Below are 15,514 nucleotides of genomic sequence, written 5' to 3'. Positions count from 1 at the left end.
ACCTAAAAAAGATGACCCCTGTTCAATACAGAAATCATCTTCTTAAGACTGCCTAACCTTTTTTTAAATGTCCTTTACAAAGGGTACATTTTAGATTGGGACACCTTTTTGGTCATAACGAATGTCTATTCAAATAAAGGACTTACCGCTTTTTCATTGTGAATCCGGTCAATGGCTTCTGCAAGTAATGGGGCAACCGATAAAACCGTTATTTTATCAATCTGCTTTTCTTTTGGCAGATCAATGGTGTTTGTGACGACTAATTCTTTAATCGGTGAGGCTTCGATTCTGCTAATTGCCGGTCCTGAGAGAACAGGATGGGTACAGCAGGCATAAACCGCTTTTGCTCCCGCCTCTACCAAAGCATTTGCTGATAACGTAATGTTCGAAGCGGTATCGACTAAACCGTCAATAAGAATGGCATTTTTCCCTTCTACATTCCCGATAATGTTCAAGACTTCAGACACGTTGGATTCAGGGTTCCTACGGTCTATTAAGGCAATCGGCGCGTTCAATGGGCTGGCTAATTTTCTTGCTTTCACCACTACTCCATTATGGGGAGCGACCACTACAACATCTTCCAATTGTTTTTTCATAAAATATTCGGCAAGAATCGGAATACCCGTCAAGTGATCGACCGGGATGTCAAAAAATCCCTGTTCCTGAGGTGAATGAAAGTCGATGGTAAGCAACCGTGTAGCTCCGGCTTTTTGTAAAAGATTCGCAATTAGTTTCGCCGTAATAGGTTCCCGCGACCGTGCTTTCCGATCCTGACGTGCATAACTGTAATATGGCATGACCACATTAATTCTTTTTGCAGAAGCTCTTTTCATCGCATCAATCATTATGAGGAGCTCCATAATATGTTCGTTGTTTGGCTGTGAGGTAGATTGAATTAAATATACGTAACCTCCGCGAACACTTTCTTGTACATGTATTTGAATTTCACCATCACTAAATCGCGTAACGGAATTTTTCCCTAGCTCACAGCCCAAAAGCTCTGCCATTTCACCTGCCAGCTTAGGATTTGAATTTAATGAAAACATTTTAAACTTCTTATGTAGTTGATACGTCACCTTTAATCCTCCATGCTTTGTTTCGTCATATTTCATTCATTATCCATCATCTTATTTTACATGAATTAAAGCAATAGAAACAGAAATAAATTCTTTCTATTTATTTGTTATGAACTAAAATGGTCCTACTAATACAATGATTTTAGAATAATCTTTTCAGATTAGTTGTTACGCACAAGCTTTCCATCCATTTTTTCATACATTAGTAATGGAGGTGATGAAAAAATGGTGAAAATTTTTATCGACCCCGGCCATGGTGGTGCAGACAGTGGAGCTACAGGAAATGGTCTTCAGGAAAAAAATCTTACTTTAAAAATTGCCACGACTCTAAGAGATATCTTGGTGAATGAATATGAAGGTGTAGCCGTTAAATTAAGCAGAAGCAGTGATGAAACAGTTAGTTTAGAAGAAAGAACAGATGCTGCAAACAATTGGGATGCAGACTATTATCTTTCCATTCATATCAATGCTGGCAGCGGTACAGGCTTCGAAAGCTATATTTATCCAGGAGTTGGTGCACCTACAACCACTTATCGGGATATTATCCATAATGAGGTTTTAAAAGTAGTAGACTTTGCAAATCGTGGTCAAAAATCGGCCAACTTCCATGTCTTGCGTGAATCCTCTATGCCGGCATTATTAACGGAGAATGGATTTATCGATACTTCGAGTGATGCAGCTAAACTAAAAAACGCAAGCTTCTTAACATCAATCGCCAGAGGCCATGCAAATGGATTAGCAATAGCCTTTCATTTAACGAAAAAAACGACAGTCCTGTACAAAGTCCAGATTGGTGCATTTAGTAAAAAGTCAAATGCGGACGACCTTGCAGCCGAGGCAAAATCAAAGGGCTTTGATGCCCTGGTTATTTTAAAAGATGGCCTGTACAAAGTCCAAATCGGTGCGTTCTCATCAAAAGAAAATGCCGATGATCTTGCTGAAAAAGCTAAGAGGGCTGGCTTTAATGTGATTGTGTATCAAGAATAACTCTTTTAATGAATAAAATCCCTGTGATTATTGATCCAGGGATTTTTCTCATTTAAATCAAAAATATGAATTTTACGCTTTTAAAATAAATCAATAAGTAATAAATTGGGAAATATTAAAATTAAAGGAAAAAAGAGCTGTTGAGATGAAGAAATTAAAGGAAGTTAATAAAAGATGGATATAAAAATAAGTGGATTCCAACTATTTGTGTTAATCGTTTTATTTGAAATGGGAAGTGCCATTCTTTTTGCACCTGGATCTGAATCAAAGCAGGATGCGTGGATCAGTATTTTGCTCGGGTTAGCGGGGGGGTTATTACTCTTTCTTGTACATTACCGATTATATCTGTTTTATCCGGATTTGCCTCTAACAAGTTATATTCGAAAAATTACTGGAAAATGGCTTGGAACGATTATTGGATTGTTGTATATCATCTATTTTTTATATCAAGCAGCAAGAATTTTGCGTGACTTTGGGGAATTATTGGTTACGACGGTTTATACAAGTACTCCACTTTTTATAATTAATTCGTTAATGGTTTTAAGCATTGTTTACGCATGTTATAAGGGATTTGAAGTGGTTGCCAGAGTGGCCGAGTTGTATTTTTACTTTATTTATCTTTTTGCAATCATTGGATTTCTGATGATTATGTTTTCTGGATTAATCCATATAGAAAATCTTCAACCTATACTTGAGAACGGTTTAAGGCCCGTACTAAAAATGTTCTTTCAACAAACCATTTATTTTCCTTTTGGTGAAATGGTTGTCTTTACAATGTTTTTACCCTACATAAATGAAAGCAAAAAAGTAAAAGTTGTCTGTCTAGGTGCAATGATTTTAGCAGGAATCAATATTGTTATTACCTCTGTTGTTAATATATCTGTTCTTGGGGTTGAACTTTTTACACGATCTAATTTCCCTCTTTTCTCTACCGTAGGAAAAATTCAAATTTCCAGTTTCATTCAAAGACTTGATCCTTTTTTCTTGATTTATTTAATTATTGCTGGATTTTTTAAAATCACTCTATTTTTTAATGCAGTATTAATAGGAATAGCGGATATCTTTAAATTTGAAAATCACCGGAAGATCATATTTCCTACAGGCTTAATCATTTTATTTTTATCGATTACGATTGCTGCCAATTATTCGGAACATATAATGGAAGGTATAATGGTAATCCCATTGTATTTACATTTGCCCTTTCAAATTATTATTCCCTTTATTCTTCTCATCATGGCCTACTTCCGTAACAGGCGACAAAAACAGATTAAAGAATATAAAAATGAGTGAAGAAAGTCATTTTGTGCCTGCCCCCTGCTGCGTTGCTTTAAAGTACCGGGGGTCAGACCCCAAATCCCCCTAATGAAACAAGATTGTCCCAAAAGCGTTACAAATTCTACATGGTATTTTATTCCTAGGTCTGTTAATATCAAAAAGGAAGATAAATACAGTTCCATTACGTATGGATTATTTCTATAATACGAATTTGATAAATATGTATTCCATTAAACTATTAAAAAGGCAGGATTCGAACAATGGATAAAAAGATCATTTTATTATCTGCTTGTTTTCTTACGTTTATGGCAGCTCCGATTGCGGCAAATGCTGAAACTGCCCGCTCTACCCCTCCAACAGATACACAAAAACAAATCGAAAGCGATTTATCAGCGATTAAACAACAAAAGCTTCTAGTCCAGGAAGAAATAGAAGTGACTGCAAAAAAAATAAAAGCCCTTGATCAACAAATCACCTCATCAAAGGAAAAAATTCATATAAAAGAAAAAGAACTAAATGAAATTCAAAGAAAAATGGACCATCTTAACAAAGAAGAAAAGAGAATCACCACCCTACTTAATAATAGAAAAGATGAATTTAAGGACAGGGTCGCTGCCTATTATCGAACAGATGGTCAAATGTCATTTTTAAATGTGATTTTATCTGTTAATAGTTTTGGAGAGTTTATCGATCATTTTTTTGCCTATGATAAAATCGTAAATGAAGATAAGAGATTTATTGAAGAATACATCGCTGACCAAAACGAAGTAGCAACCATCAAAGAAAAGGTTCAAACATTACAAGACTCCACATTGAAAGAAAAAGAAGAATTAGAATCGATAAAAGCCAACCAAGAGAACAATAAAAAGGAAAAAGAAAAATTATCCCGGTTCCTTGAAAAGAAGAAAAAACAATTAGAAAAAGAAGAAAAAGAAAAAACAATCGCACTTGAATTATTACAGGAAAATGGCGAGGCAATCCTTGATTTGATCAATCATAATGGCAGCCAAAATCAAGGAAATGTGGAAAAAATCAATTCGATTATCGTCCCATTCGTCCCTGATTCCCAAAAACTTGAACAGGAGAAAGGTGTTCCCGCTTCTATTACTCTAGGTCAAATCATCTTAGAAAGTTCGGGTCGTTATAACGGCTTATCCGGGCTCGCTTATAAAGCCAAAAATCTATTTGGAATAAAAGGAACAGGAACAGCGGGATCGGTTAAAGTGAAAACAACAGAATATGTAAAAGGTGAAAAAATCGAGGTAACCGCCGAATTTGCCAAATATGAAACCTACTATGATAGTATGCTAGATCATGCAAATCTATTATTAACACCAAGGTATCAAAAATATTTGAAGGATGTTACCAATATTGTAGATTACGCACATGGCATTCATGACGCAGGATATGCTACTGACCCAGAATATGCAGATAAATTACTTAAGATTATCTACCAGTATGACCTATGGAAATTAGACCAATTGAAATAAAATCACCTTTTGAAAAGAGGTTTGAGCAAATTGATTCAATTTCAAGAAGTAACAAAAGTATATCCGAATGGTGTACATGCCCTAAAAAAGATTAACCTCCAGATTTCAACTGGTGAATTTATCTTGATTATCGGCGAAAGCGGTGCAGGTAAATCCACCCTCAATAAATTAATAACAAGAGAAGAAAAATTAACGGGCGGTGAATTAGTTGTAAACGGAATCAACGTATCGACGATAAAAGATAAGAAAATCCCTCAGTTAAGAAGATCCATTGGGATGGTTTTTCAAGACTTTCGTTTGTTATCGAAAATGACCGTTTATGAGAATGTCGCTTTTGCACAGGAAACTATTGGGGTACCGATAAACCTGATCCGAGACAATGTTTATCATTCACTAAAAATGGTGGGGCTTGAATCGAAAGCAAATGATTTCCCAAAGGAATTAGCAGGAGGAGAACAGCAACGGGTTGCCATCGCCAGAGCGATTGTCAACCACCCGAAAATGATTATCGCGGATGAACCAACTGGTAATTTAGATAGTAAAAATGCATGGGAAATCATGAAAGTTTTTGAGTCCATCAACAAACTAGGGACTACAGTTATCATGACCACTCATAATAAAGAATTTATTGAGCATTCAAACAAACGAGTCATTTTAATCGGCAATGGAAGCATTCTTCATGATCATCAAAGGAAGGTGCGAACAAGTTGAAAGAGAATACTTACTTGAATCGGCATATCAGGGAAGGAATCAATAATTTTAAAAGGAATGGCTGGATGACCGTTGCTTCCGTCAGTTCTCTAACTTTGATGATTTTCCTCATAGGGGTTACCTTCTTGCTATTGGTAAATTTAAACCATATGGCAACGAAGGTGGAGAAAAATGTAGAAATACATGCCTATCTGAAAAATACGAATTCTGATGATGTGAAAATTTTAACCAGCACCATTCAATCCTATGACCATGTCTCGTCTGTTACGTTCATCTCAAAACATGAAGGTCTTCAAAGTTTTATGAAAAACTTAGGAGATGAAGGAGCAGCCTTTCAGACATTAAAAAACGATAACCCGTTAAATGATGAATTGGTAATTAAAACAGAGCAGCCGAAAGATGTAGCCGGTGTCGCCAAAAGAATAGAAAAATTTGCACAAGTGGATAAAGTGGCATACGCTAAAAACGTCGTTGGTCCCCTGGTTACCTCAACAAAAATAGCCCGTTTGGCAGGGACCATCTTTATTATTTGTCTCACGTTGGCTGCTGTTCATTCTATAACGAACACGATAAAAATAACGGTATTAGCAAGAAAAGAAGAAATTCAGCTGCGAAAATTAATTGGAGCCACAAACGGTTTTATCCGTCTCCCTTTTTTTATAGAAGGTTCGTTCATCGGACTTTTGGGGGCGTTCTTGGCAAGCTTATTTACCGGGATTGGGTATTTCTTTGGTTATGCCTATTTTAGCAAGTATATAAACATTGACTTTATCGACTTGCTCTCCCCTCTTCCGCTCATTCCCATTTCCTGTTCAATTCTTCTTCTTTTTGGGGTCTTTATCGGAATTTGGGGAGCAACATCATCATTAAGACGGATATTAAAAGTTTGAGTTTATTTTCCCTTTGGAGGTGTCATTCTGGCCCCCCTCTCTAAAGTGATTTTTTAAATGTATAATTCCAAGAGTTGAAATCAATGATATAAACAGACGAAAAACGGATTTCAAAATTCTGCGATTAAGCACCCAAGGTGAATGCCAATAAAAGGTATATTTATACACATACAATTTCAAAGGGTCACTTTACAATCCTACGGTACTGAAAAGGGATCGCCTTTTCATGACGATCCCTATTTTAAAGATTACTTTTCTTTCAGTTATTTGTTTTTTGATCCTGACGACTCACAGCTCTTTCCTTTGCATCTTGAGAAACTTGCTGTCCATGGTTGGTCGTTGCTGTTGGATTTGAAGTTGCCGGCGGAGTCGTGGTATTGTTTTTCTTGCTCGTCGAGCCTGTTGTCTTTGCATTTGAATTCATAGTAGTGTTAGTAGCAGGTGGTTTTGTGCTGGCAGTTTTTGGTTTTATACTGGCAGTGGTATACGTAGCCCGAACTGTCGTTGAATTCTTTTGAGTTCCCGTATTGACTTTGCCGTCCTTGTTTCCATTTGTTATGGCCGTTTTAGAACTGGCAACATGATTAGTACGTGTACTTGGCACGTCTTTTGCTTCGGTTGTAGATGTTAAATCCTTCACCGATTTTTCCGTTTGATTTACGGCATACGCCATTTGCTGTGGTTGAACCTTCTCCGTTTTTTCCGCTTGGTTCATGTCATCTTCTTTTTTGTGTTTTTGAACTTTCCCCTTTTTTTCTGCCGGTTTCATGTGATCGGTTGGTTTCTGAAATCCGGACTTGATAAAATCTCCTTGCACGATTTGTTTTAAGGTATCTTTAGGCAGCAAGGCGTTGGCAACAGAAAACGTAACGGCTCCCACTAACACCATGGTGAGGGCTCCTTTGGTAAGTTTGTTCATTTGTTTCTCCTCTTGTCTTTTTACGCGCGATTACCTTACAAAATTCGACTAACCTTAACAGTTTGTGGGGGTTTAAGGATAGTCATATTTTCTTATTTTACCCATCTTCTTTAAGACAATAAAAACCAAAAATATAGGCCGATCACATCAAAAAAATAAAATTATCTTCCCCCACCCCCATAATCCTACAACGACTATCTAAGTTTTTAAAGGTAGTCATTTTTTGTCGAAAAATCACTGTCCGCTGAAGGCGGATATTTCTCTCAAAAAGTCAACAAACGGTGCCTGTCACCTAAAAAAAGGAGGAGTTCTATGAATCGAATTTTTAGGTGGATGGTTCGATCATTGTTTGCGCCTGTCACGGGAAGTGGCGGTGCAGTCGCGAGTACACTTGGTTTTTTCTTGGGTTTTTTACCTTTATATAGTGCCAGAATTCCATTATTGCTTGCAGTTTCTCTCTTGTTTCGTCTAAATATTATCGCTTTATTCTTTGGAACCTTGATTACCATCTTTATTCCGATGGTCCGTCATTTACCGTTCCTGAATTTAGAGGCTTGGGAAGGATACATGAATGAGTGGTTATCCTCTACTCTAAAAACGAAAATACAAGTTTCACAATCCATTACAACTGGAATTCTAGGAGGATTAATTGGTCTTGTTTGCTTCTTTTTCTTCCATTGGTTCTACAACTTAGGGTTGAAAAAAAGCGAACGAAATCAAGAACATGTTTTCCTTGACTCGGCCAAAAGACGCTGGTCTATTATTATCCGAATGACGACAGGCTTCAGTGTGTTCATTCTTTTAGTCTCGATGATTTTTATTGATAGCCTTTTTTCGGATCCGATTTTTCCTGAACTGCACCTGAATCAAACTGCCAAAACGAGCGGGATTGTGCCAATGAATCAACCACTTAATGAAAAACAGCTTGCCACGCAAGTTCCAAAAACGAATCCTACTCCGCTCATGCAAAAAAGTAATGTTCAAGGAAAGGAATTGAAAAGCAAACAAGAAGTCTATGGTTATTACGTAAACTGGGACGAAAATAGCAAAACTTCATTCAAAAAAAATATTGATTCGATTACAACTTTAATTCCGGAGTGGCTCCAGCTAACTCCCGACCTTAGTCTAAAAACCAGCACGGACCCATCCATTACAGCAGAAGCAAAAAAACACCAGACAAAAATTCTGCCGTTAGTAAATAACTTTTTTCATAATAAATGGGACGGTGAAATGCTTCACCGGTTATTTACAACTCCATGGGCTGAGGATCGTTTTATTCAACAATTGTTGGCTTACGTCAGAACCAATCACTTTGACGGGATCAATATTGACTTTGAAGAAATCCAGCCAAGGGACAAAGCGAATTTAACTGATTTTATCGATAAAGTCTCGAAAGTATTTCATCAAAACGGTCTAATGGTCACAATGGATGTTCCGCCAATGAACAATAATTTTGACTATGCATCCCTTGCAGCTGATGTTGATCGGATGATGGTCATGCTTTATGATCAACACAACTCCACGAGTAAACCTGGACCTGTAGCACCAACAGATTGGCTAAACGAGAGTATAAACCAGCTCCAGTCCGCTATCCCTTCTGAAAAATTAATTGTGAGTTTGGGAAACTTCGGTTACGACTGGCAAGAAAACTCGAAGTGGCCTGCAGAGACGCTTACCTTTGGGGAGATCATGGAGCTCGGAATGGGGACGAACCTGCAAATCCATTGGAATAAGCAGGCAGGCAACCCTTATTTTCGTTACAAACTAGACGGTGAAAACCATATGGTTTGGTTTTTAGATGGTGCAACCTTTTATAATCAAATGAAAGCTGCAATGGCAAGCGGTTCAAAAGGGATCGCGGTTTGGCGCCTTGGCTCTGAAGATCCTGCCATCTGGAATTACATGAATCAGCCAAAGAAAATAGACAATCCAGCCAATGCGATAAAAACTATCGTCAGTCCTGATCCTGTTCAATATACAGGGGATGGAGAGATTTTAAAAATTGCTTCACCATCACAAAATGGAAAAAGAACGATTGTAGCCAATTCACAGGGTTGGATCCAAAATGAAACCTATTCGCAACTACCAATGCCTTTTGAGGTAGAGCGTTATGGCAATGTGGAACGGAAGAAAGTCGTCCTTACGTTTGATGACGGACCGGATCCAAAATACACACCACAAATATTGGACATTTTGGATAAGAATCATATAAAAGGGGCCTTCTTTATCGTTGGTCAAAATGCATTGCAACACCCGGAACTGGTGAAAAGGATGTATAGGGAAGGCCATGAAATCGGCAGTCATACCTTTACCCATCCAAATGTTGCCTCCACTTCACCTACACAAACAAAAATGGAGTTAAATGCAAATCAACGGCTTTTTCAGGAAATTACAGGCCATTCTATGAATCTTTTCCGTCCGCCGTATGTGGCTGACGCTGAACCGAGCTCAAGGAGCGAATTGCTGCCGATCCTGCGGGCGCAGGAAATGGGCTATACTATGGTCGGTGAAACCATTGACTCTGAGGATTGGCAAAGACCGTCCAGTAAAGAGATTGTTAACCGGGTATTAGAGCAGCTGCCGGAAGGAAATGTGATTTTGATGCACGATGCCGGGGGTGATCGCTCCAATACAGTAAAGGCCCTGCCGATGTTGATTAAAGAACTTAAACAACGTGGCTATACCTTTACCACGATTGCTCAGCTGATCGGAAAAAGTAATCAGGAGATTATGCCCCCTGCGGATGAAGACCGTCCTTATTTTGTTTATGACAAGGCGATATTTATGCTCGTTCAAGGCTGGAGACTGGGGTTAAGCATCCTGTTCTACTCGGCGATCGGACTCGGGATCCTGCGCCTCGTGGTCTTTGTTTTCCTTTCGAGGAAACAAGTAAAAAGGGTTAAAAAAACGGTGATTGACCCAAGCTTTACCCCTTTTGTCAGTGTCGTGATTGCGGCGTATAACGAGGAAAAAGTTATTTGCAAAACGATTGATTCGATTTTATCGAGTGACTATGCAAACTTCGAGGTGCTGGTCATTGATGATGGCTCAATGGATCTTACCGCTGGTATTGTTGAAAAAAACTATGCCAACCATCCTCAAGTACGATTAATTAAAAAATTGAATGGTGGTAAATCTTCGGCGGTGAATCTTGGGTTTCGAGAAGCAAAAGGAGAAATCGTGGTGGCGCTTGATGCAGATACAGTCATTGCGGAAAATGCCATCTCCCTACTTGTGAACCATTTTAAAAATGAGAAGGTTGCCGCTGTTTCAGGGAATGTGAAGGTCGGGAATAAGGGAAACCTTCTGACAAACTGGCAGCATATCGAATATGTGACCGGATTTAACCTGGAAAGAAGAGCTTTTGCCACCCTCAACTGCATTACGGTTGTACCTGGGGCAATTGGTGCCTGGAGAAAGGCAGCGGTGGAAGAAGCAGGATACTTTCAAGAGGATACTCTGGCAGAGGATACTGATATCACTCTTACCCTTTTACGCCAAGGGAAAAAGATTGAATTTGAAGAAAGGGCCTATGCCTTTACAGAAGTGCCGGAGGATCTGAAAAGTCTGGCGAAACAGCGATACAGATGGGTTTATGGCACCCTGCAATGCCTTTGGAAACATCGAGGTGCCTTATTCAATAAAAAACATCCTTCATTAGGATATATCGGACTGCCAAACATGTGGCTTTTCCAATATCTTTATCAAACCATTTCGCCTATTGCGGATCTCTTGTTCATTGTCGCCCTTTTTGGTGAACACCCTGGCAGAGCATCCATTGGATTTATCCTGTTTTACTTACTGGATTTTGCTACTTCTCTTTATGCGTTTCGATTGGAAAAAGAAAGTCCTAAACCGCTTGCTTCCTTGTTCCTGCAGCGCATCCTGTACAAGCAACTGATGACATACGTCGTAATCAAATCGATTTTCTCGGCTATTAAGGGCGTTACAGTTGGATGGAATAAACTAAAGCGAAATGGTAGCGTAACACAGGAAGCGTATATGACGAAGGTTGAAGAAAATATGTAATGGAATCATGATACAGGTCCTTCCCGTTTTGGGAAGGGCTTTTTTCTTGGAAAAAAAGCAGGAAAGGCTCTCCAGGCGGCAAATTCCCCTGCTCCCATTAACAAGTACAATAAACACCACATGATGTTACTCGATTTATGCATTTTTTCTTCGAATCCATCCAACAACCAACAAAAGCAAGGGAATCCCGATCATGTTGACGGGAAATACAAATGGAAGCAAGTAAAACTTGTCAAAATACTGGCCGAATATCTGGATATTTTTAATCGACACAGCCATAACAAACGAAATAGGAGCAAGAAACCATACAACCTTTCGCCAATCCTTCAAGTGCAACCATTGCGCCGTTCCATAACAAGCAAGAAACGTATATAACGCCAGCTTAATAAAGATACTAAAAAACCAAATGATCACAATTAGAATATCCACATTTTGAATGAATTCCATTACCGATATGAACCGACTCATATCGTAAAATGGATACAAAAGCCTTGAAGGCAAACCCGGGCCGAATGTGAAAATCACCGCAAATGTTCCGATCGTTACCATGGAAACGGCCAGTCCTATTCCCCACATCGACCGTGATGGCGCTTGGTCCGGTTTGTCCATAAAAAAGACGAACATAGTCATCATGACAGACTCTCCAAAAAAAGAGGCCATAGGAGTATAGGATGCTTTAAAAATAGCAGGCAAGCCAGAATCTTGATAAATGGGAAGCATATGATGCCAATCCATATCTTTCACACCTAAAAATAGAATGACTAAAATCATCAAAAGAACCATTGGACCTACTATTTCACTTAAGCGGCCAATCCCTTCGACCCCGCCTTGGTACATGAGAAAAATCAGCAGTAATATGGTGGTAAAGACAATGACCCACAAAGGTGTCTTATGGAACAAAGCGGTAATAATGAAATCACCAAATTCACGGATGATTATCCCACACGCCGAGTACCATAGAAGTAAATAGGAAATCATCAGCAGCTTTCCAAACCATTTACCGAGAATGGTTTGACTAAATTCAATCATGGTTTGGTTCGGATACTGCGAACCGAGTGTGGCTGCGAAAAAAGTGATAGCGACGCCAACAAGCCCTGCAATCACCATCGACATCCATGCATCCTGTTTTGCCTCACGGATTGTAGCTGATATAGTCAGAAGAAGAGAATTTCCTACTTCAAATGTGAACATCATCCAAAAGATTTGCGTCCCAGAGATTTTCATTGAATTTCTCACAATCCTAATCTCCTTATTTTTTGATTTTATCTTGCTCTAACTGTAACGACGGTCCGGTCAGACCCACACGTCGAATCGTCAGGTTGGCATGGACAGAGACCTGTACCCTTCGAAATTGGCTGCCCCAATTTCCCTTTAATCCTTTCCATTTAGATGGATATTTTTGATGAATGGCTTCTCCCAAGCCAAAGATATCGGTTCCATATTGTTTTTGAACCTTTTCGATGATTTCGAAAGCTTGTTTTTCAGCCTCTTTTTCCAATAGACGTTCTAAAAGAGTAATATTTTTTGGCTGCGTAAGATCTAAATTCGTATTATTCTCTCGGATGATTCCTTCACCAGAAAGAGCTATGTCGAACTTGATGGTATGTCCTTGAATTAAGGGTATAATTTTGCTTTCAATTTTCGTCATATATAAACTGGCATTTCCATTTCCTTGCGGCACATTGGCAGTAAGTGTCAGTTTGCTTAAACGATTGACTATCCAAAGAGAGGTTGATCCTTCCTGTTTATTTAAAAATCCAATCAATTTAAGGTCTTTGTTAAAAATCGCCCCACCTACAATTTGAAATCCTTTGATACCCGTTTGATCTTGTTTATTAGAACTATGGACCAGTTCAATAACGGGCAAGATTGGGGTGATGCCGTCACTCGTGGCGGCTATAAGAAAATTTAATAATGACGTATCTCCTAATCCACCCACTTGCTTATGTTCTTTCAGCGCCCCCAGTGCAGGGATATTTTCTAAAGGGTGGGATACTTCGAGAAACTCCTTCGCCGTACTCCCCTTGACAATGAGTGCATCTGCCCGCAAGCGAATTTCAGGATCGCGGCTATAAGTATCTAACACGGAAGCGAGGCCGCGCCTGGCCAATTGTTCTCCTATCACAATGACCCGCCGGTGTCCCCGAAAGACCTCTCTTGATAATTTCGTCTGCATATCTTGTACAGCTTGCAGTGTGTCCTTTCCGGTTCCCGATTCGATAAAAAATGACTTTCCTTTTTGGCCTCCTCCTCCACTCTGACTTATTCCGAAATTTGAAGGGATGATAAATTGAGCAGTGATCCGAATCCCGTTATTCTTTGCTGCATCAAGTCCCCAGCCCAATTCTATCCCAAGGTCGTTTAACTCCGTACGATCCCAACAGCCTGTTAAGAAAAATAAGGAAGTGATCAGTATTAGACAAAGTGCCTTTTGTTGGTTCATTTTGTCTGGTCTCCTCGGTTCGGGCCGGGTTTTTGGCCATCTGGAATACGCATTTTCTCTTTTCCCGCTATCTGCATAGGGCGGTGTGTCATTTTCCAGCGGGGGGTTCGCATCAATACATCCTTCAATTCACGTGGAATCTGAGGAGCCACTGGGCTTAGATAAGGAATACCGAAAGAGCGTATGTTATTGAGATGAATGATAATCGCAAGTGTTCCACAAGCAACCCCAAAAAGCCCCAACATTCCAGCCACTAGCAGCATCGGGAAGCGTAGTACCCGATAGGCTGTACCCAAGTCGTACCGTGGAAAAGAAAACGACGAAATGCCGGTGGTTGCAACAATAATGACCATAGGTGCCGAAATAATACCAGCTTGTACAGCAGCTTGCCCAATAACAAGTGCTCCCACGATACTGACAGCAGATCCAATATGTTTTGGCAACCGAATGCCTGCTTCCCGTAACCCTTCAAATAAAAATTCCATCATTAATGCTTCTACGACTGTAGGGAAAGGGATTCCTTCTCGTGCGGCTGCAATGCTGATAAGCAAATTTGTCGGGATTAATTGCGGATGATACGTTGTAATCGCAACATAAAGAGAAGGGAGTAGTAATGAAATATTTATTAATATAAAACGAATCCATCGAATAAAGGTTGAGTAGATGGATCGTTCATAATAATCCTCTGCTGCTTGTATTCCTGCCCAAAACGTCATAGGAACAATCAAACTAAAAGGGGTATTATCTACAAAAATGGCGACTTTCCCTTCCAATAGGCTTGCACACAAAACATCCGGCCGCTCGGTATTCTGAATTTGCGGAAAGGGAGAAAAAGGAAAATCCTCGATAAACTCTTCTATGAAAGCTGATTCTAAAACTCCATCAATTTGAATTCGTTGAACCCTTTGGCGAACTTCCTCCAAAACTGAATTTGAAGCAATCCCCTCAATGTATGTAATCATCACATCTGTCTGCGTTAACTCCCCAATCGAATAGGGCTCCATTTTTAGTCTTGGGCTTCGTATTCTTCGACGAACAAGGCTCGTATTTACCCTGAGCGTTTCAGTAAACCCGTCCCGTGGACCACGAACAGAAAGTTCGGCAGTAGGCTCTTCAATATTACGTTTATCAAACCCTTTTAAATCAGAAAGTAGTGCTTGACTTTCCCCTTCTGTTAGAACAACAAGATTAGCTTTTAATATTCCTTCAATGACCTCACGAACCTTTGAAACAGTCCTTACTTGAGATAAGGCGATCAGCTGATCTTGGATGATTTCCCCTGTTGTGTTTACATTCTCTAATCGGTTAGGCAGTCCTTCAAACATCATCGGTTTCAAAACAACCTGTTCCACTATTTTTGTGTCCACTAATCCATCTATATAAATCAGAAGCATTTTGGTTTGTCTACGAACAAGAATGGGTCGGAAGACAATGTCCGAACAATTTTCAAAAACTTGTTTCAAAACCTGTTCATTTACGGATATATCCGGTGTAAGTACCTCATCTTGAATATTTAGGGGCAATACGTCGTTACTCTCCAGTTCCTGAATGGCTTTTTTTAAAGGCTTCATCTTACGAATTTTTTTCATCATATTCCCCCCAATATATGATTTATAAAATCTAACTTAAGAAAAAGCTCAATATTCCGTCGTTAAAGTGTCTCACTCCCCTTTGAAAATTATTCAATTATCTCC

General features: G+C 39.3%; 11 protein-coding genes. 6 read left to right on the top strand and 5 right to left on the bottom strand.

Annotated features, from left to right (window positions below):
• Positions 1-125: 125 nt before the first annotated feature.
• On the bottom strand, positions 126-1,112 hold the full coding sequence (locus J2Y67_RS22455) for a ribose-phosphate diphosphokinase (protein ID WP_310177629.1): 987 nt from the start codon (positions 1,110-1,112) through the stop codon (positions 126-128).
• Positions 1,113-1,301: 189 nt separating this feature from the next.
• On the opposite strand from J2Y67_RS22455, the gene J2Y67_RS22450 reads away from it, so the two are divergent.
• From J2Y67_RS22450 to ftsX, 5 genes are all read left to right on the top strand, one after another.
• Positions 1,302-2,063, top strand: coding sequence for an N-acetylmuramoyl-L-alanine amidase (locus J2Y67_RS22450; RefSeq protein ID WP_310177628.1), 762 nt, complete (start codon positions 1,302-1,304; stop codon positions 2,061-2,063).
• A 174-nt stretch (positions 2,064-2,237) separates the two neighbouring features.
• Entirely contained in the window at positions 2,238-3,353 is a 1,116-nt protein-coding gene (locus J2Y67_RS22445) for a GerAB/ArcD/ProY family transporter (RefSeq protein ID WP_310177627.1), read from the top strand.
• A 245-nt stretch (positions 3,354-3,598) separates the two neighbouring features.
• A complete protein-coding gene (locus tag J2Y67_RS22440; protein ID WP_310177626.1) occupies positions 3,599-4,828 on the top strand; it encodes a glucosaminidase domain-containing protein in 1,230 nt (409 codons plus the stop codon).
• 30 nt (positions 4,829-4,858) lie between these two features.
• Positions 4,859-5,539: a cell division ATP-binding protein FtsE gene (gene ftsE, locus J2Y67_RS22435; RefSeq protein ID WP_310177625.1), complete on the top strand. Its 681-nt coding sequence runs from the start codon at positions 4,859-4,861 to the stop codon at positions 5,537-5,539.
• The gene (gene ftsX / locus J2Y67_RS22430; protein WP_310177624.1) at positions 5,536-6,429 is read left to right on the top strand and encodes a permease-like cell division protein FtsX; all 894 of its coding nucleotides are present in this window, start codon (positions 5,536-5,538) and stop codon (positions 6,427-6,429) included. Before ftsE ends, ftsX begins: the two co-directional genes overlap by 4 nt.
• Before the next feature lie 259 nt (positions 6,430-6,688).
• Here the strand turns inward: ftsX and J2Y67_RS22425 are convergent, their stop codons facing one another.
• On the bottom strand, positions 6,689-7,348 hold the full coding sequence (locus J2Y67_RS22425; protein ID WP_310177623.1) for a hypothetical protein: 660 nt from the start codon (positions 7,346-7,348) through the stop codon (positions 6,689-6,691).
• Positions 7,349-7,660: 312 nt separating this feature from the next.
• On the opposite strand from J2Y67_RS22425, the gene J2Y67_RS22420 reads away from it, so the two are divergent.
• Entirely contained in the window at positions 7,661-11,377 is a 3,717-nt protein-coding gene (locus J2Y67_RS22420) for a polysaccharide deacetylase family protein (protein ID WP_310177622.1), read from the top strand.
• A 135-nt stretch (positions 11,378-11,512) separates the two neighbouring features.
• On the opposite strand, the gene J2Y67_RS22415 is transcribed toward J2Y67_RS22420, so the two are convergent.
• The 3 genes from J2Y67_RS22415 to J2Y67_RS22405 are packed head-to-tail and all read right to left on the bottom strand — an operon-like array spanning position 11,513 to position 15,412.
• Complete coding sequence (locus J2Y67_RS22415; RefSeq protein WP_310177632.1) at positions 11,513-12,601, bottom strand: GerAB/ArcD/ProY family transporter; 1,089 nt, start codon at positions 12,599-12,601, stop codon at positions 11,513-11,515.
• Positions 12,602-12,626: 25 nt separating this feature from the next.
• Positions 12,627-13,820 (bottom strand): Ger(x)C family spore germination protein, encoded by a 1,194-nt coding sequence (locus J2Y67_RS22410; protein WP_310177621.1) that lies wholly within the window; start codon positions 13,818-13,820, stop codon positions 12,627-12,629.
• Positions 13,817-15,412: a spore germination protein gene (locus J2Y67_RS22405; protein WP_310177620.1), complete on the bottom strand. Its 1,596-nt coding sequence runs from the start codon at positions 15,410-15,412 to the stop codon at positions 13,817-13,819. Before J2Y67_RS22405 ends, J2Y67_RS22410 begins: the two co-directional genes overlap by 4 nt.
• Positions 15,413-15,514 lie beyond the last annotated feature (102 nt).

Source organism: Neobacillus niacini (assembly GCF_031456445.1).
Taxonomy (GTDB): Bacteria; Bacillota; Bacilli; order Bacillales; family Cytobacillaceae; genus Neobacillus; species Neobacillus niacini_I.
This window is presented reverse-complemented; position numbering and strand designations above follow the sequence as displayed.